This window comes from Sphingobium sp. PNB, from assembly GCF_019873065.1.
In the GTDB taxonomy this organism is placed as follows: domain Bacteria; phylum Pseudomonadota; class Alphaproteobacteria; order Sphingomonadales; family Sphingomonadaceae; genus Sphingobium; species Sphingobium fuliginis.
In genome coordinates this window covers 1-22,495 of record NZ_JAINEZ010000005.1, presented here as the reverse complement: position 1 = coordinate 22,495, position 22,495 = coordinate 1, and the positions used below count along the sequence as shown (strand labels likewise).

The window sequence follows — 22,495 nt, the reverse complement described above, 5'->3', positions numbered from 1 at the left end:
ACGGTCCTCTCATGAACTTGCGAAGGAAAGGCGGGACTCTGCGATGAGCGGGATGCGCCGTCTTGCCTTAACCCTCATTGAATGACGCTGGTTCCGTAATGAAATCAACGCCCCTGGAACTGCTTCAGGAAATCATTGTCGCGGGAGAGGACCATGGTGGTCGACCCCTGCCGGTCCGGAGCGAAAGTATAGCGATAGGCCTGCATGGCGCGATAGAAATCGTAGAACTGGGCGTCCTTGCCGAAGCTTTCCGAATAGATGCGGGCGGCGTTGGCGTCCGCCTCCGCGCGGATGATCTGCGCCTGCTTGGCGCCCTGAGCGCGGATGGTGAGCGCTTCCTGTTCCCGCGCCGTGCGCATGCGGGTGAAGGCGCTTTCCAGCGGCGCGCCGTCGGGCAGGTCGGCCCGCTTGATCCGCACATCGACGATCTGCGCGCCATATTGCCGGGCGACGCGGTTCAGGCCCGCCTCGATATTGTCCATCACTTGGCCCCGCTCGGGGGAGAGCAGCGCCGCGAAGGGCCGCTTGCCCAGTTCGTTGCGCAGCGCGGAGCCCAATATCGGGCGCAGGGCGTCCGACACCCGCTCCTCGCTGCCCGCGGCGATGTACATGCGCAGCGGATCGACGATGCGGTAACGGGCGAAGGCGTCGACCTGAAGCCGGAGCTGGTCGGTGGACAGCACCTGCTGCCGCTCCATCTCCACCGACAGGACGCGCTTGTCGATCCAGACGATCTGGTCGATGAACGGCCAGCGCAGGATGATCCCCGCGCCCGTCTTGCCGAAATCCTCGTTGGGGCGATAGCGGTTGATGATCTTCTTGGGATCGCCGAAGCGCACGATCACGCCCTGCTTGGTTTCAGGCACGATGGCGATGGTGCTGCCGATCAGCAGCAGCGCGGCGATGGCCAGCAGCGCCAGCGCGACGGGATGGCGGGCGAGGTTCTGCATCACTGGCCCTCCACGGTCGCGCTGCCCTGCGCGGTGCTGCCCTGCGCCCGGCGCTTGAGTTCGGGAAGGGGCAGATAGGGCGTGACATTGCCGCTTTCGACGATGGTCTTGTCGACGTTCGACAGGACACCCTCCATGGTTTCATAATACATGCGGCGGCGGGTGACGTCGGGCGCGAGCCTGTACTGCTCATAGACCTTGTCGAAGGCGGCGGCTTCGCCCTGCGCCTTGGCGGTCACCTGCTGCGCGGCGGCGCGGGCTTCGTTGAGATAGGTCTGGGCCGTCTGCTGCGCCGCGGACACCGCCTTGAACGCATCGTTGACGGCGGTCGGCGGATCGGCCTGCTTGATGGCGACGCCCTGCACGCGGATGCCCGAGCGGTAGCCGTCCAATATCTCCTGCATCCGTTGTTCGACCTGCTGCTCGATCTCCGTGCGGCCGGCGCCCAGCGCATCCTCCAGGCTGACGCTGGCGACGACGGAGCGCATCGCGCTTTCGGCGACTTCGCGCACCGATGAGTCAGGGTCGGAAAGCTGGAACAGATAGAGTTCCGGGCTGCGGATGTTCCAGCGCACGGAATAGGCGAGGTCGATGATGTTCTGGTCGCCGGTCAGGACCAGATTCTCGCTCTCCGCCCGCGTCGAGCCGATGTCGATGGTGCGGATTTCCTCGACGTCGACGGTCGTCACATTTTCCAGTGGGGCAGGCAGCGTCAGGCTGATGCCGGGGGACAGGGTGCGGCTGTATTTGCCCAGCAGGGTGACGACGCCGCGTTCCTGCGGGCCGACCCGGTGGAAGCAGGTCAGGACCAGCCACAGCACCACCAATATGCCGATGGCGGCCGGCCACAGCGCCTTGCCGGATGGGCGGGGCGGCAGATTGCCGAAGCCGCCACCCCCCTGGCCGAAGCTTTCCTTGCTGCGGCGGAGCAGTTCCTCGATCGCGGAAGGGCCCTTGGCGCCGGGGCGTCCCGGCTGGGTCCACGGGTTGCGCGGCCCGTCGCTGCCCTTGCCTTCGCCGCCCTTGCCCTGGCCGTCATTGCCGTCCGGACCGTCGCTCTTGCCGCCCCACGGACCCTGGGCCATGGCGCTCGCTATGCCCGGCATCCACCCGAAAAATCTCTTCATGCCTTCTCTATAGGTAGGCTCTCCGGCGAAAAACAGTGCCCTTCGCAACGATTATTGTTTCGAATGATGTCGATGGCCAAGAAAAACGGCGGCCTGCCGGTTTCGCCGGACGGGGAAAGTCCCTAGATGGCCTGCCATGACCCAGCTTGAAGATTTCGCCGCTCGCCTCAAAACGCTGACCGACGGCCGCGCCAGCGCGCCGCGCCTGAAGGACGGGGTGATGTCGCTGGTGCTGGACGTGGCGGGCCTGTCGTCCGATCAGCGCGACGCCGTGGCCGCCGCGATCCGGGAGGGCGCGCTGACCGTGCCCGGGGTCGAGGATGTGCGCATCGCCATGACGGCCGAGCGCAGGCCGCTGAAGATCGTCGCCGTCGCATCGGGCAAGGGCGGGGTGGGCAAATCCACGCTGTCGGCCAATCTCGCCGTCGCGCTGCAAAGGCTGGGGGTGAAGGTAGGGCTGGTCGACGCCGATATTTACGGCCCGTCGCAGGCGCGGCTGATGGCCAGCGAGGACAGGAAGCCGCAGGCGAAGGACAAGCAGCTCATCCCGGTGCAGAGCCCCTTTGGCGTTCCGATGCTTTCCATGGGCCATCTGGTCGAGCCGGGCAAGGCGCTCGCCTGGCGCGGGCCGATGGCGGGCAATGCGCTGGCCCAGCTGATCGAGGCGGATTGGGGCGATGCGGAGCTGCTGATCGTCGACATGCCGCCGGGCACGGGCGACGTGCAGCTGTCGATGGTGCAGAAGCACAAGCCGGCCGGCGCCGTCATCGTCTCCACGCCGCAGGACCTGGCGCTGATCGACGCGGTACGCGCGGTGAGCCTGTTCGAGCAGACGCAGGTGCCGATGATCGGCCTTGTCGAGAATATGGCGGGCTATGCCTGCCCCCATTGCGGGGAAGTGTCGGACCCCTTCGGTCAGGGCGGCGCGGAAGCGGCCGCCGGGGAAATGGGGATGCCCTTCCTTGGCCGGATACCGCTCGCCATCGACATTCGCCGCCGGTCCGATGCGGGCGATCCTCCGGCGGCGGGGGACGACGCGCATGGTGTGGCTTTCCGCACGATTGCGGAGAAGGTCGTTGCGTGGCTGCGGGGTGGGCGCTGACGTCTTCACCCTGTTCCTTCTTTCGTCGTCCCGGCGATAGCCGGACCTCGTGAGACTACTCCATGCCCTATCGCCTGAGATCCCGGCTTGCATTGGGATGAAGGGGTTGGAGGGAACGGCTTGCGCCTCTCCAGCGTCCTTCCCATGTCTCGCGAATATGGAGGACCCCTCATGCCGCTTACCGATGCGCAGGATATAGCCGATCTGCTGAACGAAACCCGCACCATAGCGCTGGTCGGCATTTCCGACCGGCCCGACCGGCCGAGCTATGGCGTGATGAAGACCCTTCAGGATCACGGCTATCGCGTGCTGCCCGTCAATCCGCAGATCGCGGGCGAGCATGTCCATGGCGAATTCGTCTGGGCCAGCCTGTCCGACATCGGCGTGCCGATCGACATGGTCGACATCTTCCGCCGCAGCGACGCCGCGGGGGAGGTAGTGGACGATGCCATAGCGGCAGGGGCCAAGGCGGTCTGGATGCAGTTGGCCGTGGTCGATGAGGCCGCGGCGGCCCGGGCCGAGGCGGCCGGGCTCAAGGTGGTGATGGATCGCTGCCCCGCCATCGAGATACGCCGGCTCCAGCTCAGGCCCGTCGCCTGAACCTTCGGGCGCAATAGGGCTTTGCAGAGCTTCCAAGCCCCTCTATCAGCGATGGCATGGGGCGCGCACCGCGGAAGCAGGGTCAGCAGACGAAAAAGGGTTTGGACCGGCGCACCCTGCTGGTCGGCGGGGGCGCCACGGTGGGGCTGCTGCTGGCATGGGCCATATGGCCGCGCTCCTATCGCGCCAGTCTCAACACCGCGCCGGGCGAGACCGCGTTCAACGCTTTCCTGAAGATCGACCGGTCTGGCCAGGTCGTCGTCATCGTGCCCCAGACCGAGATGGGGCAGGGGGTCACGACCCTTCTGCCGCAGATACTGGCCGACGAACTGGGCGCGGACTGGCGGACCGTCGGCGTGCAGAGCGCGCCGATCGGGCCGCTCTACGCCAATATCCTGCTGGCGCGCGAATGGCTGGCCAATGACTGGAGCCGGCTGGCGGGCGAGGCGGGCCAATGGACCATCGATCAATATGCGACCCGCCGCGCCCTGATGCTGACGGGCGCGGGCACGTCGGTGCCGATGTTCCACCAGCCCTATCGGGAGGCAGGCGCGGCGGCGCGGGTGCTGTTGTGCAAGGCGGCGGCGGCGCGCTGGGACGTCGCCTGGGAAAGCTGCGACATCCAGAACGGCATCATTTCCGACGGCGGGCAGCGCCGGTTGAAGCTGGGCGAGGTGGTGGAGGATGCCGCGACCTTCGACCTGCCCGAGATATTGCCCTTCCGCCAGGCGGAGGTGGACCGGCTGGCGGGGCAGGAGCTTCCCCGGCTGGACACCCCGTCCAAGATCGACGGCAGCCATAATTTCGCCGCCGACATCCGCCTGCCCGACATGGTCTTCGCCTCCATCCGGCAGGGGCCGATCGGGGATGCCGTGCTGAAGAGCGTCAACGAGGGCGCGGCGAAATCCGTCACCGGCTTCCTGAAGCTGGTGCGGCGGGACCGGTGGGTCGCGGCGGTCGCCAGCAACTGGTGGGCGGCGAACAAGGCGCTCGATCTGGCCGATCCGGTCTTCGCGCTTTCCGGCAGGCCGGTGGACAGCGCCGGGATGGAGGCGGCGCTGGAGCAGGCCTTTTCCGGCTCCGGCGAACGGCTTTATGCGCAGGGCGATCCGCAGCCGCTGTTCGGGGATGCGACCATCCTTGCCAGCGAATATCGGGTGCGGCCGGGCCTGCATCTGGCGCTGGAGCCGATGTGCGCCACCGCCCGGATCAGCGAGGACAGCGCGGAAATATGGATGGCGACGCAGGCGCCCGGCCTGGCCCGCGCCGCCATCGCCCGCGCGCTGGGGCTGTCGGCGGAAGCGGTGACGCTCTACCCGCTGCATGCCGGCGGAGGCTATGGCCGCCGCATGGATTTCGAGGCCGGCGTGCAGGCCGCGCTCCTCTCCCGCGAGATGGGGCGGCCGGTGCAACTGCTCTGGTCGCGGCTGGAGGATGTGATCCAGGACAGGCCCAGCGCTCCCGCCCATGCGCGCATGGCGGGCAAGCTGGGCCGCAACGGCGCGATCGAAGGCTGGTCCGCGAAGGTCGCCGCCCCCTGCGCCCTGACCCAGACATGGGCGCGCATCGCCCATGGCAAGCTGCCGCACGAGGCCGGCGCCGATGCGTCAGGCACGTCCACCCGGCTGGCGGTGGCGGGCATGGAGCTGCCCTATGCGGTGCCCAACTGGGCGGTCGATCACTTCCCCGCCGATGTCGGCCTGCCGCTGGGGTTCGCACGTGGCAACGCGCATCTGCACGGCGCCTTCTTCACCGAAAGTTTCATGGACGAGCTGGCGCATCAGGCGCAGATGGAGGCGATGTCCTTTCGTATCCAGATGCTGGGCGGCAATCCCCGGCTGGCGCATTGCCTGACCACCGTCGGCGCCATGGGCGGCTGGCAGGGCGGCATAGAAGGAAGCGGGCAGGGACTGGCGGCGCATGTGATGAACGGCGCCTTCATCGCCGTGATGGTGGAGGCGGGCATGGCGGAGGGCAAGTTGCAGGTCTCACGGATCGTCGCCGCGGTGGACGGCGGGGATCAGGTCAATCCGGACATTGCCCGGCAGCAGGTCGAAAGCGGCCTGATCCATGGGCTGGCATTCGCCATGGGGGCGTCCGTCCCCTATGCGAAGGGCATGCCGACGCGGGCGATGCTGGGCCGCATGGGTCTGCCGCGGCTGGGCGATGTCGGGGAAGTGACGGTCGAACTGATCCGCAGCACCGCGCCTCCCGCCGGGCTGACAGACCTGGGCGCGCCGCTGGTGGCGCCCGCCGTCGCCAATGCGCTGTTCACCACGGCGGGGCGGCGTTTCCGCACCCTGCCCCTGCTGATGGAAGGGTGAAATTCTTGGGCAAGATCGGCCTTCTCATCATCAATCTGGGCACGCCCGACGGTCCCGACCCGGCATCGGTGCGGCGCTATCTGGCCGAATTCCTTTCCGACCGGCGCGTCGTGGAAATTCCGCAACTGCTGTGGCAGCCGATCCTGCGCGGCCCGATCCTGCTGACCCGTCCGAAGAAATCCGCCCATGCCTATCGGCAGGTGTGGATGAAGGAGGGATCGCCGCTCGCCGTCTATACGCGCGACGCCGCCCGCGGGCTTCAGGAGCGGATGGGCGCCGGCGCGATGGTCGATTGGGCGATGCGCTATGGCAATCCGGCGATCGGCGCGCGGCTGGAGGCGATGGTCGCCGCAGGGTGCGACCGCATCCTGCTGGCTCCGCTCTATCCCCAATATTGCGCGGCGACGACGGCCACCGCGCTCGATGCCGCCTATGCGGCGCTGGCGAAGATGCGGGCGCAGCCGGCGATCCGCACGCTGCCGCCCTATCATGCCGATCCCGCCTATATCGAGGCGCTGCGCGCATCGACCCAGGCGCAGCTCGCCAACCTGGATTTCGCGCCGGACCTGCTGATCGCCAGCTTCCACGGCATGCCGGAACGAACGCGGCAATTGGGCGATCCCTATCGCGACCAGTGCGTCGAAAGTGCAAGGCTGCTGGGCGAGGCGCTGGGGCGGGAGGTCCGGGTCACCTTCCAATCGCGTTTCGGCCCCGCGAAATGGCTGGGCCCGGCAACCGATGCGGTGCTGCGGCAGCTCCCTTCGGAAAATGTCCGGAATGTTGCCGTCCTGACCCCCGGCTTCTCGGCGGATTGCCTGGAAACCCTAGAGGAAATCGCCATTCGCGGCAAAGAGGATTTTATCGCTTCCGGTGGCAATAATTTTGTCCATTTGAGTTGTTTGAACGCCTCCCCGGACGCTATGAATCTGTACGAGACTCTGGCCCGTCGCGAACTGGCCGGCTGGTTGGAGAGGTAAGTTTCGTCCCGTCAATATTCTTTGAGGAGAGCCACTATGAGCAAGGTTGCAGTCGTCACGGGCGGAACGCGTGGAATTGGCGAGGCGATCAGCCTGGCGCTCAAGGAGATGGGGTTCACGGTCGCCGCCAACTATGCCGGCAACGACGCCAAGGCGCAGGCCTTTTCGGACAAGACGGGCATAGCGTCCTTCAAATGGGACGTGGGCGATCACCAGGCCTGTCTGGACGGTTGCGCGCAGGTGGCCGAGGGGCTGGGGCCGATCGACGTCGTCGTCAACAATGCGGGCATCACGCGCGACGGCGTGCTGGCGAAGATGAGCTTCGACGACTGGAACGAGGTGATGCGCATCAATCTGGGCGGTTGCTTCAACATGGCCAAGGCGACCTTCGGCGGGATGCGGGAGCGCGGCTGGGGCCGTTTCGTCAATATCGGATCGATCAACGGGCAGGCGGGCCAATATGGCCAGGTCAACTATGCGGCCGCCAAGTCCGGCATCCATGGCTTCACCAAGGCGCTGGCGCAGGAAGGCGCGAAATATGGCGTCACGGTCAATGCGATCGCGCCGGGCTATATCGACACCGACATGGTCGCGGCGGTGCCGCAGGCGGTGCTGGAAAAGATCGTCGCCAAGATCCCGGTCGGCCGTCTGGGCCATGCCGATGAGATCGCCCGTGGCGTCGCCTTCTTCTGCAGCGAGGAGGCGGGCTTCGTGACCGGCAGCACGCTGTCGATCAACGGCGGCCAGCATATGTACTGATGGAAGGCGAGGGGCCTTCCATTGACGCTTCGGCGCCGGCGGCATCGCCCTTCGCTCCGCCCGTCAAGCGCAGCGTGACGATTGCGGGCCATCAGACCGCGATCAGCCTCGAACCGATATTCTGGCAAGCCCTGCGCGCGGCCGCCCTGCGAGAGGGTTTGCCCGTCAACGCCTTGATCGCGCGCATCGATGTCGCGCGCATGGCGTCGGCCGATCCGCCCAATCTGGCGAGCGCGATAAGATGCTGGCTTTTCAACGATAATATACAATCATAAAATAATAATTACTCGCAATAGCGTTGACTCTGCGAACAAGTCGCAATAGCAGACCCCTCAAGGTTCAAGAAAGGGGTTCTGTTTCCATGTCCAAAGCACTGTCACGACCGTCCTTCCTGGCGCTGAGTTGCGTCGGCGCGATCGCCTTTGCCTCGTCCGCGCAGGCGCAGGATGCAGCGCAGGGCGCCAAGCTTGGCGGGATGACGGTCACCGACACGGCGATCGAGGAATCGCCGATCAAGGTCGAAAAGGCGGAATCGCCCAAATATACCCGGCCGCTGCTCGATACGCCGCAGACCATCACGGTGATCGGCAAGGAAACCATCCAGCAGCAGAACCTGCTGACGCTGCGCGACGTGCTGTCGACCGTTCCCGGCATCACCTTCGGCGCGGGCGAGGGCGGCTTCGGCTATGGCGACCGCATCATCCTGCGCGGGCAGGACGCGAAGAACGACGTCACGGTCGACGGCGTGCGTTCCGGCGCGTTCCTGAACCGCAACGAAGTCTATAATATCGAGCAGGTCGAAGTCACTAACGGCGCCAATTCGGTCATGAACGGCGGCGGTTCGGTCGCTGGCACGATCAACCTGGTGACGAAGCGTCCGCTGGCCGACGACAAGACGATCCTGAACGCCGGGATCGGCACGGACAATTATTATCGGGCGACCATCGACGCGAACAAGCGCGTCAACGACCTGATCGCCGTGCGCCTCAACGCCGTCTATCACCGCAACGATGTGCCGGGCCGCGATATCGAGGATTATGAGCGCTGGGGCGTGGCGCCCGCGATCACCATCGGCATCGACAGCCCCACCAGCCTGACGCTGCAGGGCGAATATCTGGATGACAAGGCGATGCCGCAATATGGCATCCGCTACTTCCCGGCGCTGGGGGGCATCGTCGACCAGTTCGACCGGTCGGGCTATTACGGCTTCGCCAATCTCGACCGCCAGGACAGCAAGACCAAGTCGCTGCAGGCGATCTTCAGCCATGCCTTCAGCGATACGGTCAAGGTCCGCAACCTGACGCGGTACGAACATATCCGCCAGGATACGGTGACCAGCCAGCCGAACGGCGTCTTCTGCCTCGACAACGGAACGGCGGGCGGCTTCAATCCGGACACCGGCGGCGCATGCACGCAGCGCATCGGCACGACCGCCGCCGGCGAAACGCTCACCATTCCAGTCGGCTATTATCTGCCGATCGGCGGCCGCGGCAACCAGCGCTTCATCACCAATGAAACCGCCTATAACCAGATCGACCTCAGCGCCGATTTCGACACCGGCGGCATCGGCCATACGCTGGTCGTCGGCGGTTCGGCCCTGTGGGAGCGCTACGACCAGTTGCAGGGCAGCCTGGGCCGCAGCGCCAACGGATTCGATCCCTATGCCGCGCCTTTCACCGCGCCTGCCACCGGCGCCGGCGCCGCCAATCCGGCCTATAGCGCCGCCGCCAGCCTTGGTTTCTACCTGCCGCTGGTGAACATCGCCGATCCCTCGTCCGGCATCGTCGGCCCTGCGGCCACCACCGGCTTGGCCCGCGTCTATGGCAGCAACAATTATGTCGGGCCGGTCAACTTCATCCTGGGCACGCATAATGTCGGGGAACAGACCAGCTATGCCGCCTATCTGTTCGATACGATGAAGTTCACCGACTGGTTCGAGATCAACGGCGGCGTCCGCTATGAGAAGGTCAAGGGCTTCAACCGCACCTTCACCTACAACACGACGGGCGGTTCGGCGCAGCTTGGCCAGATCAGCACGGTCGGCACTCGGCTGGAGGTGGACGACAATCTCTTTTCCTTCCGCATCGGCGCGGTCGTGAAGCCGACGCCGGACACCAGCCTTTATGTCGCTTTCGGCAACTCCAAGCTGCCGTCCAAATCGTCGGTCGACGGTAGCTGCACCGCGGACAATGCCGCGGGCGGCAGCGGCACCTGCAATGTCAGGCCGGAAACCACGAAGAATTACGAGATCGGCGCCAAGGCCGACCTGTTCGACAAGCAGTTGCTGCTGACCCTGGCGCTGTTCCGCAACGACCGCAACCAGATCAAGGTGGTGTCGGGCGATCCGTTGCTGCGCGATCAGGCGACGGATGGCCGCCAGCGGGTGGAGGGCGTGTCCTTCGGCGCGTCGGGCAACATCACCAGCAACTGGACGATTTCCGCCAACTACATGTACCTCAAGAGCAAGATCAAGCAGGGCGTTTCCGACTATTGCCTCGCCCATCCGGGCGCGACGGACCCGGCCGCCGGCACATGCGCCAACAGCACGACCTTCCTTGATCCGACGGCTGGTTACGCGCTGACCAATACCCCGAAGCATTCGGGCAGCCTGTTCACGACCTACCGCTTCGGCTTCGGCCTGGAACTGGGCTATGGCCTGACCTATCAGGGCAGCTTCCTGCTGAACCAGCCGTCGCTCGCCCAACTGGTCGCCAACAGCTATGTCGGCTACCGGGTGCCAAGCTACACGATCCACCGTTTCATGGCCTCCTACCCGATCACGGAGAATCTGAAGGCGCAGGTGAATGTGCAGAACTTCACCAATGAGAAATATGTGACGACGGTGCGCAACAACATCAATAACAGCTGGGCGCAGCCTGCCCCGACCCGGTCGGCGGTGTTCAGCCTCAACTATATGTTCTGACCGATCCCTATCCCCCGGCACTCGTCCCTTGCCGGGGGAAACGGGCGGGTGGCGATGCACTCCTATCCTCCTCGGGTCGCCACCCGTCCGGTCCCATGGTAAAGATGCGATTGAGTAGCATTAGGATTCGCGTTATGGACCGGTTTCGCCGGCAGGGCGGCAAAGGGGATCTGGCATGCTTCGCGTAGCAGATGGATATGTTGAAGAGGCGGCGGATGACGCGATCGTCCCATCCCCCGCCGTTCCGCTCTCCGTCCCCAGCGCAACCGTTCGATTCGAGGCTGCTCCCGCCCGCTATGGCACGCGGCGTGGGCCGAACGTTCCAGCCATTCTTGTCATCGTCCTGCTTCATGCCGTCCTTATCGCCGCGCTGGTCCAGGTCCGGCATCATGCGCAGCGCGTGCGGGAGGCGCGCCTGTCGGTCGTGAACCTCATGCCACCGCCTCCTCCGCCTCCATCCGCGGAGGCCCCGCCACCCCCGCCGCAGACCAAGATCGTCGCGCCGCCGCCACTGGTGAAAGTGCCCCAGCCGCCGGCGCCGGCCGTGGCGACCACGCCCGAGATCGTGCCGCCTGCGCCGCCTGCTCCTCCCGTCGCGCTTTCCTCACCCCCCGCGCCGCCCGCCGCATCCATGGGATCGAGCCTGGTCCAGGGCGGCGACCTGGGCGCGCAGATGATCGCCGGCAAGCCGCCCCGCTATCCGGTGGAGAGCCGTCGCAGGCGCGAACAGGGGACCGTCGTTCTGGCTCTGACGCTGGGTCTGGATGGCGCGGTGGAGAACCTCTCCATCGCGCAGAGCAGCGGTTTTCCCCGGCTCGACAATGCGGCGCGCGACGCGGTGCGCGGCTGGCGCTGGAAACCCGTGATGCGGGATGGCCAGGCGGTTCGGGTCAAGGGCGTGGTCGAAATTCCCTTCGTCCTGCGCGGCGGGGCGGAGTGACTGCAATGGGCCGCTTCCGCTTCATCCGTGCCTGTCCAGGTTCATCGGTATGCTGACCGTCATCCCCGAACTGCTGGATGGCCAAACCGTCGCCCGGGTCCGCGCGCTGATCGACGCGGCGCAGTGGGTCGACGGCAATGTCACCTCCGGCCACCAGTCCGCGCTCGCCAAGCGCAACCTGCAACTGCCGGAGGATTGCGCCGAAGCGAAGCAGGCAGGGCAGATCGTGCTGGATGCTCTGGGCCGCTCGCCCCTGTTCATTGCCGCCGCGTTGCCGCTCAAGGTCTTCCCGCCGCTGTTCAACAGCTATGCGGGCGGTCAGGCCTTCGGCACCCATGTGGACAATGCAGTGCGGATGCAGGCCGGCACCGGCTTTCGCGTGCGCTCGGACCTGTCGATCACCGTCTTCCTGGAGGAGCCCGGCAGCTATGACGGCGGCGAACTGACGGTCGAGACCAATTTCGGCGTGCAGCAGGTGAAGCTGCCGGCCGGCCATGCGGTGCTCTATCCGTCATCGTCGCTGCATCGGGTGGAACCGGTGACGCGGGGGCGGCGGGTGGCCAGCTTCTTCTGGCTACAATCCATGGTGCGGGACGATGCCGCGCGGCAGATGCTGTTCGATCTCGACAGCAGCGTTCAGGCGCTGGCGGGCGAACTGGGCCATGACAATGCGCAGGTCATCCGGTTGACCGGCGTGTATCACAATCTGCTGCGGCGATGGGCCGACGCTTGATCTTGTGGGATATTGGGCAATGGCGGACGTCAATGCTTCCCCTCCCCTTCAGCGGAGGGGACTGAGGGGTGGGGGCGTGCCCCACGGGAAAAGTTGACCTGTAAAGGCACGCCCCCACCCCAACCCTCCCCTTAAGGGGAGGGGCTTAATGGCAAGAACCACCCAACCCGTCTCTCACTCCCGCCCGGCGCGGATTGCCGCGCCGCCGGCAAAGGGGGTGATCGCGACCAGCAGCAGGGACGCTGCGCCCAGGAACTTGAGCGCTGCGCCGCTTCCGTCCCCCAGCGTCCCGGCACCGAAGATCAGCAGCGGCACGGCGAGCGGCAGGGCCAGTAGTCCGGCGAGCGCCCCGCTGGAGCGCAAGCCTGCCGTCAGCGTCGCCACCAGCAGCCCCAGCGCCGCAAGGGCGGGCGTGCCGATCAGCAATCCGGCTTCCAGCAAGCCTATGGTCGCCCCGTCCAGCTTCAACAGTGCGGCGGCGGGCAGGGTGGCGATCATCAGCGCCGGGCCGAAGCCCAGCCAATGGGCGATCAGCCGGGCGAGCACGACCGTCTCCTCCCCGATCCCGCGCAGGGCTATCTGATCGAGAACGCCCGCATCCCGATCCGGCGCCACCAGCCGGTCCACGGGCAAAAGACTGGCCAGCAACGCCGCGATCCACAGCATGCCGCCGCCGCTCCGCTGCAGCAGCGCCGCGTCCGGCCCCACGGCAAAGGGGTAGAGGCTGGCCACCAGCAACAGGAAGGCGACCGGGAGCCACAGCCCGGCGGATTGCCAGGACTGCCGCAAATCCCGCGCCGCGAGCGTCAGGAGGATGGTCATGCCTCCTCCTCCGCCCATGCATGGTCCTGTATCGCCACGATCACCGGCGTCGCCAGCGGCAGCGGCTGGTGCGACGCCGCCACGACGATCCCGCCCTTGGCCAGATGCCCCGCAACCGCCGTTCCGAGCAGGTCCAGTGCCGCTTCGTCCAGCCCGTTGCCCGGCTCGTCCAGCAGCCAGATCGGCGCGCCGCTGGCGATCACCCGTGCCAGCGCAGCCCGCTTGCGCTGCCCGGTCGACAGCATGCGCACCGGCACCTGGCGGAGGGGCTCCAGCGCCATTGCCGCCATCGCCGCGTCCAGCGCGTCCGACGCCGCTGCATCCAACCGCGTCCAGAAACGGAGCGCCGCTTCGAGCGGTTGCTCCATGTCCAGCGCCAGCCGCTCGTCCGCCAGCGCGATCCGGCCATGGCGATCGACCGTTCCCGCCGTCGCGCGCAGCAGCCCGGCGCAAATCCGCATCAGGCTGGACTTGCCGATGCCGTTCGGCCCCTTCAGCAAGGCGCTGCCGCCCGGCTCCATCGCCAGGTCGACGCCGTGGAACAGCAGCCGCCCGCCGCGCGCGCAGGCGACGCCCGACAGGTGCAATCCCGCCCGGCTCATAGAGTGACCATGTCCTCCAGCACATGCATGTCGAGGTCGGACAGGCCGAAATGATGGCCGATCTCATGCACGACGACATGGGTGATCAGCATGTCGAGCGGCACGCCGGTTTCCACCCATTCGTCCAGCAGCGGACGGCGGAAAAGATGGACCGTCGGCGGCAGGTCTCCGCTCTGCGCCGCTTCCCCGACGGGCCGGCCGGTGTAAAGGCCGGTCAGGCCGAAGGGATCGTCGATCTCCATTTCCTTGAGCACCTGCGGATCGGCAAATTCCTCGACAAACAGCACGACATTCGACAGGTGCGAACGAAAGGGTTCCGGCAGGCGCGACAGGGCCGCCAGCGCCAGGCTTTCTATATCCTCGCGCGTCGGCGCAAATCGGGGCTGTTGACCGGCATCGTCCATGGGAGAGACATAAAGCATGTTCCGAATCGTCTGCAAACCGCCGACGCTTGGGAAAATGAGTTAACGCCGCCAGGAATCGGCCGGGCAAGGGACGGGAAAGACAGATGATCGCGAAACTGGATGGGGAGGAACGCGCGCTGGCGCTGAGGAATCTGCCGGAATGGGCGCCGGTGCAGGATCCGGACGGCATCCGCCGCCTTTTCACCTTCAAGGATTTCAACGCCGCCTTCGGCTTCATGACGCAGGTGGCGCTGCTTGCGGAAAAGGCGGATCATCATCCCGAATGGTCGAATGTCTACAACCGCGTCGACATCCTGCTCACCACCCATGATGCCGGCGGCCTGTCGCGCCGGGACATCGAACTCGCCGCCCAGATCGACGCCCTTTCATAAGGCCCTATTGCGACGCATTTCCTTCGATCCGGTCATCATAGCCGCTGAGCGCCGAGATGACCGCCGGGACATGGGCATAGCGGTGGCGCAGCAGCGCCAGCCGCGCATCGGTGCCGGTGCAGAGCGCCGCGATATTGTCCTGCAAATAGGCCAGCCGCTCCGGATCATAGGCTTCCTCGCCCCGGAAATGGTCGCAACTGTCGCGGTCGACCATGTAGCGCGTCACCTCATCGGGAAAGGGCTGGATGTCGGCCGCGCCGTCCGATGGCGGCAGGTCGGGGACATAGGGGGGCGGCGGGATGTTGACCACCGAAGGCTTCATCGGCAGCAGCCGCAATGGCACGGCGCTCGTCGGGCCGGCGTCCGCCTGCCGTCCGGCGCCTTTTCCGCCGGGGCGCGAAGGCGCGGCAGCGAGGGCGGAAGATGCGGGAAGCGTCTCCGCCGCCTCTTCCCGGCGCAAAGGCATGTCGGGTAGCGCGAGGGAACCGAGGGCGTCACGCGGCTCGCCGGGCCGTTCCCCCGCCTTTGCGCTCGTCTGTCCATCGGAGCCAGGAGAACAACCGGCGGCCAGTGCCAGCACCAGCATCGGAAACAGCGTCTTGCCTGCGTTCACCCGATCTCCTCTCTCAAGCTGGCGATCAGGTCGGCGGCATGGTCCAGCCGCTCCTCCTCCTCATCCAGAATCGCCATGAAAGCGGTTCGCCTATATTGATGCACCGCTTCCTGGGAAAGACGGCTTGCCGCGGGACATGCAGAAATCACGATGTCCAGCAGCCGCTCCACCCCATGAAGCCGCCCCCACAGATAGTCGTTCTCCCGATAGGCGCGGCTGAAGAAAGCGCCGAAATTATTGAATTCTACGCCTTTCAGCGTCGCTTCCGCCCCGCCGGAGCGGATCGCGCTGCAATCCTCCGGCGAGATGCGGTCGACCTTGACCGGATCATATTCGTCCATCCCATGCCCTTGCAGCAGCGGCAGGGTGGCGATGTCGTAGAAGGGGAAGCCGAGATAGGCGAGCAGCATGGTCCGACGCGCCGCCCTGGGCAGCGCCGCCAGGGCATCGGCCAGCATCATGTCCGCCGCTTCGTCCCGTTCGCGCAGGCCGCGTAGCTGCGCCACCGCCTCCAGCGCTGCGCCGGGATCATTGGGGACTTCGCGCGCCGCCGCCTTGATTTCCCCATTGTAGAAGTCGGCGCCCTCGCATTCGGTATAGTGCGACAGGGCGGCGTAGATGGCGTCGTGCATCTTCTGGATGACGGCGTCGTCCGCGGCGCCCTCCACCTCCAGCGTTTCGGCCAGACGCCGGGCGAGGAAGCGCAGGCGGCGAATGCGGAAGGGCAGGTCATGCTGGCGGAAGAAGCCGACCGGGGCGGATGCGGGTCCGACATCCTCCGTCAACTGGTCCGCGCCGATCGACCTGACATGGCCCCATAGCGCCTGACGGTAGCTTTCGCGCATCAGCGGGCTTTCCTCCCCGCTCAGGTGGAACAGCAGGTCGGCCAGGTCCTCGACGATGCCGGACAGCTTGAGGTGGCCGTAAGCGGGGAAGGCGAAGCCGGCGGAACTGGCGGCCCGTTGCTGGGCCTTGCTGCGCCAGGCGGACAGCCGCGCCGGCGTCGGGCGATCCAGGAACAGCATGCCGCCGATGGCGCTTTCGACCTCCGCCTCTATGCCGGGCCGCAGAGCGGTCAATATGCGCGCCATGCGCCGGATGCGGGCGCTATGCCGGTCTATGGCGTCCAGATTGTCGCGGATCGGCTGTTCGCGGGGAATGTCGCTGAGCGCGCCGAAAATGGTGCGGAAGAAGCCCGGCAGCGGCGCATCCTCGCCCGATGAGGCTTCCTCCGCCTCGCCGTGGCGATTGAGCTGGATCGAGCGATGGCCGGGCTTGGGATCGATATAGACGAAGCGCCGGTCGACCTCCCGCCGGGAGGGGCGGTTCCTGAGCGCGCCGATGGCCTGGGCGAACGGGGCGTTGGCCAGCACCGAGCCGTCGATCAGCACCGCGTCCTCGGCGCGTCCGTGCGCCGCATGGCGGGGAAGGGCGCGCGCCAGAAAGGCGTCCCGCGTCGGCCAGGCGCGATGGCGGCGTTTCAGCACCCGGTCCAGCTCGCGCACGGTGAAGGGCGGAAAGGCGCCGGGAAAGCTGGCCGTGGCGCGGGCGGCGAAGACCAGTTCGGCGGGATCGGCAAGGTTGCGCTGTCCATGCCCGCGGGCGCGAAAGCCGATGGAGAGCCGATGTTCCGTCTCCACCACCTGTGGGGGGCTGTTGAGGTTCAGGCTCTGCGGATGCCCTTCGAAATCCGTGACGGTGACGAACAGGTCCAGCGGATGGCCGGGCGGCAGCAGCGCCGGGCCGCGCCCGGTCGCCTCCATCGCGTCGAAGGCGTCCAGGATCATGGCCGTGAAGATTTCCCCGCCGAAGGGAGGCTCGAACCAGCGGGAGCGGATGAAGTGCGACAGCTTGTGCCGAACCTCCTCCCGCGTATCGGGGGCGACGGTGCGCTCGACCGTGTCTCCCGGATGCCGCGCCGCCATCCACACAAGCGGCGTCGCCCAGAATTTGGTGATCCGCCGGGCGGGGCGGGCATCGGGATCGAGCAGCTTTTCGACATCGGCATTGTCGAGCCACATATCGGTCAGCGGGTCCAGCGACTGGCCCGTCTCTATCGCCTGCGCCAGGAAGATGCCGTTGATGCCGCCGGCGCTGGCCCCGGCGATGATGTCGGGCATCACCCGCAATTTGACGCCGCAGGCCGTTTCCAGATCCTCCAGCAGCTTGCGATAGACCGCCTCGCTGCTGTTGCCGGACGGCACGCCGTCATGGAACGCCCGGCTTGCCCGGGCCAGATGCCAGATCTCCTTGGTGATGCCGTGCATGTAGACGGCCAGGCTGATCCCACCATAGCAGACCAGTGCGAGCCTGAGTTCCCGCTCTTTCATGGGGTTGAGAGTTGCAGAGCAAGGGGGGCTTGTCGAGGGGGCGCAGATGGGCAGGCGCGTTTGCGCAAAGGGTTCGGTGCTCCCGCCTTCGCAGGAACATGATGGAGCTTCGCCGTCACCCCAGCTTGAATTCCGCCCAGATGGGCAGATGGTCGGACGCCTTTCGCGCCCCCGCGCTTTCATGCACGCCGCAATCGACCAGCTTCAACTGCCCGCAATGCATGATCCGGTCGAGCCGCGCCACCGGCCGTCGCGCATGGAAGGAACGGCCGCAGGGCGCGAAGCTGTAATGCCGCGCGAAATCCGCCAGGCACCCCCGTTCCGCGCTCCATTCGTTGAGGTCGCCCATCAGCACCGTCGGCATGGCGTCGCGCTGCCCTGCCGCGTGGATCACCGCGGCGGCCTGCTTGCGCCGCCAGAGCCCGGACAGGTCGAGATGCATGCCGAAGATGCGAAGATGCGTCTTGCCCAACGTGACCTCCGCCATGGTCGCGCCGCGCGGCTCCAGGCAGGGGAGGTGCAGAACGTCGTGCGCGCCGATCTCCACATCCTTGCGCACCAATATGGCGTTGCCGTGCCAGCCCATCGAATCGACCTGCACGTTGAGGGGCACCGGCTTATAGGGGCTGATGCTCTCCAGCAGCCAGGGCGGCAGCGCCGCCGAGCGGACGCCGAAGCGCCGGTCGGCCTCCTGCAGGGCGATGATGTCGGCGTTCAGTTCGTTCAGCACGTCGATCACCCGCTCGGGAACCCGGCGGCGGTCGGTGCCTATGGCCTTGCGGATATTGTAGCTCGCGACGCGAATGGTCTTCATGGCGAAACAATGCGCCACAGCGCGCCCGGTTTCCATGGCAAGATGCAAAGAGGATTTGTGTTCCGCATATGTTCTGATATGCGTGCCGCATGGCCAAGGCAAAGCGAAAATTCGTCTGTCAGCAATGCGGCACCGTTTCGGGCCGGTGGCAGGGGCAGTGCGACGATTGCGGCGAATGGAACAGCATTGTCGAGGAAGCGGCCGAAACGGTCTTTTCCGCCCGCCACGACCTGCATAGCGGCGGCAGGGCGCTGACGCTGGTGGGGCTGGACGACAAGGTCGAACTGCCGCCCCGCACCACCACCGGCATTGCGGAGTTCGATCGGGCGCTGGGCGGCGGCATCGTGTCCGGTTCCGCCACGCTGATCGGCGGCGATCCGGGCATAGGCAAGTCGACCCTGCTGTTGCAGGCGGCCGCGCGCATTGCTTCGGCCGGGCACAGCGTCGCCTATATCAGCGGCGAGGAAGCGTCGGATCAGGTGCGCCTGCGCGCGCAGCGGCTGGGGCTTGGCAATGCGCCCGTGCAGCTTGCCAGCGCCACTTCGGTGCGCGACATACTGACGACGCTGGGGGAGGGCGCGCCACCCGCGCTGCTGATCATCGATTCGATCCAGACGATGCACAGCGACCTGATCGAGGGCGCGCCCGGCACGGTGAGCCAGGTGCGCGCGTCCAGCCAGGAACTGATCCGCTTCGCCAAGCAGCGCGGCACCGCCCTGATCCTTGTCGGCCATGTGACCAAGGACGGCAGCATCGCGGGCCCCCGCGTGCTGGAGCATATGGTCGATACGGTGCTGAGCTTCGAGGGAGAGCGCAGCCACCAATATCGCATCCTGCGCGCGATCAAGAACCGCTTCGGCGGCACGGACGAGATCGGCGTGTTCGCGATGGTGGCCGAGGGGCTGGAGGAGGTCGCCAATCCGTCCGCCCTGTTCCTGACCCATCGCGACGAGAATGTGACCGGCGCCACCGTCTTTCCGGCGCTGGAAGGGACGCGCCCGGTGCTGGTGGAGATCCAGGCGCTGGTCGTCCGCCTTTCCAGCGGGGCCACGCCCCGCCGGGCTGTCGTGGGTTGGGACAGCGGGCGGCTGGCCATGGTGCTGGCCGTGCTGGAGGCGCGCTGCGGCCTCAGCTTTTCGACCTGCGAAGTCTATCTGAACGTCGCGGGCGGCTATCGCCTGTCGGACCCGGCGGCCGACCTGGCGGTCGCGGCCGCGCTGATGTCGGCGCTGTCGGAGCGGCCGGTGCCCGCCGATGTCGTCCTGTTCGGGGAAATCGCCTTGTCCGGCGAAATCCGCCCGGTGGCCCATGCCCCGTTGCGGTTGCGCGAGGCGGCCAAGCTCGGTTTCAACCGCGCTTTCGTTCCCGCCGCCGTGGCCGATGGGGTCAAGGGCATTTCGGTCAGCGGTTATCGCGCGCTTGCGCAACTTGTTGACCAGATGCTCGGCCGCGGATAGCCAACAGCGCGATGAACGCGATCGACATTCTCGTCCTGCTGCTGATCGGCGGCTGCGCCATTTTCGGCCTGATGCGGGGTTTCGTGCAGGAAACCCTGTCGCTGATCGCCTGGGTGCTGGCGATCTTCGCGATCCGCCTTTTCCACGCTTCGGCGACGGAACTGGCGGCGCCCTTCGTCGGCAGCACCAGCGGCGCGGCGGTGCTTGCCTTCGCATTGGTGTTCGGCATCACCTTCGGCGCGGGCAAGCTGCTGGCTCACGCCATCGGCCGGCGCACGCGGCAGTCGGTGCTGGGGCCCGTCGATCGGGTGCTGGGTGCGGGCTTCGGCGCGGTCAAGGGGCTGATCGGCGCGACGCTGGTCTTTCTGGCGTTCAGCCTGGTTTACGACACTTTCTACGGCAGCGGCGCGCGGCGGCCGGATTGGCTGTCCGATGCGCGGACCTATCCGCTGCTGAACGCCAGCGGTCAGGCGATCAGCGAATTCGTGGCGGAACGGCGGGCGCGCAAGCCGTCCGAGACGGACTAGAGCCAATCGACATTCAGAAGATGACGAGCCGAAAATGATGGTTTTCCGTGACCCGGAGCGCAGCCTACTCATGGTAGGTGAGCACCGGAAGCAGGGAAAAGCATCATTTGCAGGCCCTCAGGGCTGAATGTCGATTGGCTCTAGCGGGCGATCCCCCGAGTCCGCCTGTCACCCTGTTTCCTCTTTCCGTCCGTTCCGCCTGCGTATTGGAGGCAACTTTCGGTTCTGCCCATCCGTTTATCGGGCAACAGCAACTGAAGGAGACAACCGATGGGCGAGATGACCGACAAGGTGAAGGCGGCCGGCAACAAGGCGGCCGGGGCGATCAAGGAAGCGGCTGGGCGCAACCAGCGCGATCCCGATCTGGTCGCGGAAGGCAAGGCGCAGAAGGCCAAGGGCACGGCGCAGGACGTCAAGGGTTCGGTCAAGGGCGCGCTTGGCGACAAGATCTGAGCCCAAGTCCAAGAAGCTTCCACAGAATGGCCTCGCCTTTTTGGCGGGGCCTTTTACTGTATTATTGACATCATACGCCTCTTGCTGTTCCAATCCTTTCAGCAAGGGAGTTCAGGGACATGTGGGATCGACGGTCGATAATCGCGGGCGGGACGGCTTCGTTCCTGTGCGCCGCCGGGTTGCGGGCGCAGGTCCTGCCGCCGCAGGGCTTTGCGACGCCTTCGGGCACCGTTCCCTTCGCGCCCGATGTGTTTCGCGAGCGCCGCCGCCGGGTGATGGAGGCGTTGAAGGACGGCGTCGCCGTCGTCCATGGCGCGGGGCCGGTGGAAAGCAGCGCGGCGGTGGCGCCGCCCTTCGTGCAGGATGGCGATTTCGCGTGGCTCACCGGCATTGTCGACGAGCCGGACGCCGTGCTTGTCATGGCGCCCGCCGAACGCACGGTCAGGGAATGGCTGCTGCTGCCGTCGCGCGATGTGGAGTCGGAGCGGTGGGAGGTCGAGCGCCTGCCGCTGGGCACCGAAGTGGAGCGGCGCACGGGCTTTTCCCGGGTGGCGCGCACCGGCGGGCTGGGGAGCCTTGTCACCGCTTTGGCCGAGCGGTCCAAGACGCTGCATTTCCTGGGGCCGATCGTCAGCGCGTCCGCGCCCGTGCCCAGGGCGCTGGAGCTTTACGGCAAGGTGATGCAGCGGGTGCCGGGCGTATCCCTGAAGGACGACAGCGGCCTTCTGCCCTCGCTGCGCATCGTCAAGGAGGCGCGCGAACTGGAGCTGATGCGCAAGGCGATGGCGGCGACGGCGCGCGGCCATCTCGCCGCGATGAAGCAGGTGCGGCCCGGCATGACCGAAAGGCAGTTGAAGGCGATATTGGAGGATGGTTTCCGCGCCGGGGGCGGCGACGGGCTGGCCTATGACAGCATCGTCGCCACCGGGCGCAACGCGGCGTCGCTGCACTATACCGGCGGCGGCGGGGTGATCGGGGAGAAGGACCTGATCCTGATCGACGCGGCGGCCTCCGTCGGGGGCTATGCCTGCGACGTGACCCGCACCTTCCCCGCCGGCGGCAGGTTCACCGACGAACAGCGGGCATCCTATGAGCTGGTCCTCGCCGCGCAGGCGGCGGCCGTCGCCAGGCTGAAGGCCGGGGTCTATTATGAGGATCTGGTCGAGGCGGCGAAGGACGTGTTCCGCAAGGCCGGGCGGGTGGACGACTTCACCCATGGGCTGGGGCATCTGGTCGGGCTGGACGTCCATGATGTGGGCGACATGTCGAAGCCGCTGCCGGCGGGCGCGGTGATCACCGTGGAGCCGGGGCTGTACGTCCAGTCCGCCAATTACGGCATCCGGATCGAGGATCTGTACCTGATCACGCCGACCGGATCGCAGCGGCTGAGCGAAGCCGTGCCGCGCACCGTCGCGGAGATCGAGGCGGCGATGGGGCGGTAGGCTTGCTTTCCGGGGGATGGAATCATCTGCTGACTTGGAAAAGGCGACAAAACGGAAACTTGGAGCAGTCGAGCCGATGCAGTCGGATTGGAATTTGCTCTGGGGGGTGTGGGCAAGTTCAAGACCTTCCTTCTCCCTTGAGGGAAGGATGGGAAGCGTTGGCGACGGAGGAGCCGGGTGAGGGGGTTGCGATCCAACGGATCG

Annotated in this window: 22 protein-coding genes; 14 read left to right on the top strand and 8 right to left on the bottom strand. The window is 66.5% G+C overall.

Going from position 1 to position 22,495, the window contains the following annotated elements:
• Nucleotides 1–104: 104 nt before the first annotated feature.
• A complete protein-coding gene (gene hflC, locus K7W03_RS03120) occupies nucleotides 105–950 on the bottom strand; it encodes a protease modulator HflC (RefSeq protein WP_222885540.1) in 846 nt (281 codons plus the stop codon).
• Entirely contained in the window at nucleotides 950–2,077 is a 1,128-nt protein-coding gene (gene hflK, locus K7W03_RS03115) for an FtsH protease activity modulator HflK (RefSeq protein ID WP_173664354.1), read from the bottom strand. The genes hflC and hflK overlap by 1 nt, the downstream gene beginning before the upstream one ends.
• A gap of 334 nt (nucleotides 2,078–2,411) precedes the next feature.
• Here hflK and K7W03_RS03110 point away from each other — a divergent pair, with 334 nt between their 5' ends.
• The 9 genes from K7W03_RS03110 (at nucleotide 2,412) to K7W03_RS03070 (ending at nucleotide 12,435) form a co-directional block, all read left to right on the top strand.
• Nucleotides 2,412–3,179, top strand: coding sequence for an Mrp/NBP35 family ATP-binding protein (locus K7W03_RS03110; protein WP_226869663.1), 768 nt, complete (start codon nucleotides 2,412–2,414; stop codon nucleotides 3,177–3,179).
• A gap of 171 nt (nucleotides 3,180–3,350) precedes the next feature.
• On the top strand, nucleotides 3,351–3,779 hold the full coding sequence (locus tag K7W03_RS03105) for a CoA-binding protein (RefSeq protein ID WP_025548752.1): 429 nt from the start codon (nucleotides 3,351–3,353) through the stop codon (nucleotides 3,777–3,779).
• A 56-nt stretch (nucleotides 3,780–3,835) separates the two neighbouring features.
• Nucleotides 3,836–6,103: a molybdopterin cofactor-binding domain-containing protein gene (locus K7W03_RS03100; RefSeq protein ID WP_222885539.1), complete on the top strand. Its 2,268-nt coding sequence runs from the start codon at nucleotides 3,836–3,838 to the stop codon at nucleotides 6,101–6,103.
• 5 nt (nucleotides 6,104–6,108) lie between these two features.
• Nucleotides 6,109–7,080, top strand: coding sequence for a ferrochelatase (hemH, locus tag K7W03_RS03095; protein WP_222885538.1), 972 nt, complete (start codon nucleotides 6,109–6,111; stop codon nucleotides 7,078–7,080).
• 36 nt (nucleotides 7,081–7,116) lie between these two features.
• Nucleotides 7,117–7,839 (top strand): acetoacetyl-CoA reductase, encoded by a 723-nt coding sequence (gene phbB, locus K7W03_RS03090; protein ID WP_222885537.1) that lies wholly within the window; start codon nucleotides 7,117–7,119, stop codon nucleotides 7,837–7,839.
• A complete protein-coding gene (locus K7W03_RS03085) occupies nucleotides 7,839–8,114 on the top strand; it encodes a ribbon-helix-helix domain-containing protein (protein ID WP_222885536.1) in 276 nt (91 codons plus the stop codon). Before phbB ends, K7W03_RS03085 begins: the two co-directional genes overlap by 1 nt.
• A gap of 86 nt (nucleotides 8,115–8,200) precedes the next feature.
• On the top strand, nucleotides 8,201–10,762 hold the full coding sequence (locus K7W03_RS03080; RefSeq protein WP_222885535.1) for a TonB-dependent receptor: 2,562 nt from the start codon (nucleotides 8,201–8,203) through the stop codon (nucleotides 10,760–10,762).
• A 175-nt stretch (nucleotides 10,763–10,937) separates the two neighbouring features.
• Entirely contained in the window at nucleotides 10,938–11,702 is a 765-nt protein-coding gene (locus K7W03_RS03075; RefSeq protein ID WP_222885534.1) for an energy transducer TonB, read from the top strand.
• Between the two features lie 49 nt (nucleotides 11,703–11,751).
• The gene (locus K7W03_RS03070) at nucleotides 11,752–12,435 is read left to right on the top strand and encodes a Fe2+-dependent dioxygenase (RefSeq protein ID WP_137709346.1); all 684 of its coding nucleotides are present in this window, start codon (nucleotides 11,752–11,754) and stop codon (nucleotides 12,433–12,435) included.
• A gap of 174 nt (nucleotides 12,436–12,609) precedes the next feature.
• On the opposite strand, the gene K7W03_RS03065 is transcribed toward K7W03_RS03070, so the two are convergent.
• Genes K7W03_RS03065 through K7W03_RS03055 form a run of 3 tightly spaced genes read right to left on the bottom strand, consistent with a single transcriptional unit; the run spans nucleotide 12,610 to nucleotide 14,281 of the window.
• Nucleotides 12,610–13,257 (bottom strand): heme exporter protein CcmB, encoded by a 648-nt coding sequence (locus tag K7W03_RS03065; protein ID WP_048577144.1) that lies wholly within the window; start codon nucleotides 13,255–13,257, stop codon nucleotides 12,610–12,612.
• Entirely contained in the window at nucleotides 13,254–13,859 is a 606-nt protein-coding gene (ccmA, locus tag K7W03_RS03060; protein WP_222885533.1) for a heme ABC exporter ATP-binding protein CcmA, read from the bottom strand. Before ccmA ends, K7W03_RS03065 begins: the two co-directional genes overlap by 4 nt.
• Nucleotides 13,856–14,281 (bottom strand): metallopeptidase family protein, encoded by a 426-nt coding sequence (locus tag K7W03_RS03055; RefSeq protein ID WP_044663047.1) that lies wholly within the window; start codon nucleotides 14,279–14,281, stop codon nucleotides 13,856–13,858. Before K7W03_RS03055 ends, ccmA begins: the two co-directional genes overlap by 4 nt.
• 86 nt (nucleotides 14,282–14,367) lie before the next feature.
• Here K7W03_RS03055 and K7W03_RS03050 point away from each other — a divergent pair, with 86 nt between their 5' ends.
• On the top strand, nucleotides 14,368–14,655 hold the full coding sequence (locus tag K7W03_RS03050) for a 4a-hydroxytetrahydrobiopterin dehydratase (RefSeq protein ID WP_048577142.1): 288 nt from the start codon (nucleotides 14,368–14,370) through the stop codon (nucleotides 14,653–14,655).
• 4 nt (nucleotides 14,656–14,659) lie between these two features.
• Here K7W03_RS03050 and K7W03_RS03045 read toward each other — a convergent pair whose 3' ends face one another.
• From K7W03_RS03045 to K7W03_RS03035, 3 genes are all read right to left on the bottom strand, one after another.
• On the bottom strand, nucleotides 14,660–15,268 hold the full coding sequence (locus tag K7W03_RS03045) for a hypothetical protein (RefSeq protein WP_061940249.1): 609 nt from the start codon (nucleotides 15,266–15,268) through the stop codon (nucleotides 14,660–14,662).
• Nucleotides 15,265–17,598, bottom strand: a complete 2,334-nt coding sequence (locus K7W03_RS03040; RefSeq protein ID WP_222885532.1) for a patatin-like protein — start codon at nucleotides 17,596–17,598, stop codon at nucleotides 15,265–15,267. Before K7W03_RS03040 ends, K7W03_RS03045 begins: the two co-directional genes overlap by 4 nt.
• Nucleotides 17,599–17,713: 115 nt before the next feature.
• Nucleotides 17,714–18,412 carry an endonuclease/exonuclease/phosphatase family protein gene (locus tag K7W03_RS03035; RefSeq protein WP_192832867.1) on the bottom strand — a complete coding sequence of 233 codons (699 nt, stop codon included), beginning with the start codon at nucleotides 18,410–18,412 and terminating at the stop codon, nucleotides 17,714–17,716.
• An 89-nt stretch (nucleotides 18,413–18,501) separates the two neighbouring features.
• On the opposite strand from K7W03_RS03035, the gene radA reads away from it, so the two are divergent.
• The 4 genes from radA (at nucleotide 18,502) to K7W03_RS03015 (ending at nucleotide 22,291) form a co-directional block, all read left to right on the top strand.
• Entirely contained in the window at nucleotides 18,502–19,869 is a 1,368-nt protein-coding gene (radA, locus tag K7W03_RS03030; RefSeq protein WP_044661660.1) for a DNA repair protein RadA, read from the top strand.
• 11 nt (nucleotides 19,870–19,880) lie between these two features.
• Nucleotides 19,881–20,396, top strand: coding sequence for a CvpA family protein (locus tag K7W03_RS03025; protein WP_044661661.1), 516 nt, complete (start codon nucleotides 19,881–19,883; stop codon nucleotides 20,394–20,396).
• Between the two features lie 270 nt (nucleotides 20,397–20,666).
• Nucleotides 20,667–20,849 carry a general stress protein CsbD gene (locus K7W03_RS03020; protein WP_025551144.1) on the top strand — a complete coding sequence of 61 codons (183 nt, stop codon included), beginning with the start codon at nucleotides 20,667–20,669 and terminating at the stop codon, nucleotides 20,847–20,849.
• Between the two features lie 119 nt (nucleotides 20,850–20,968).
• Nucleotides 20,969–22,291, top strand: a complete 1,323-nt coding sequence (locus tag K7W03_RS03015) for an aminopeptidase P family protein (RefSeq protein WP_222885531.1) — start codon at nucleotides 20,969–20,971, stop codon at nucleotides 22,289–22,291.
• Nucleotides 22,292–22,495: the final 204 nt, after the last annotated feature.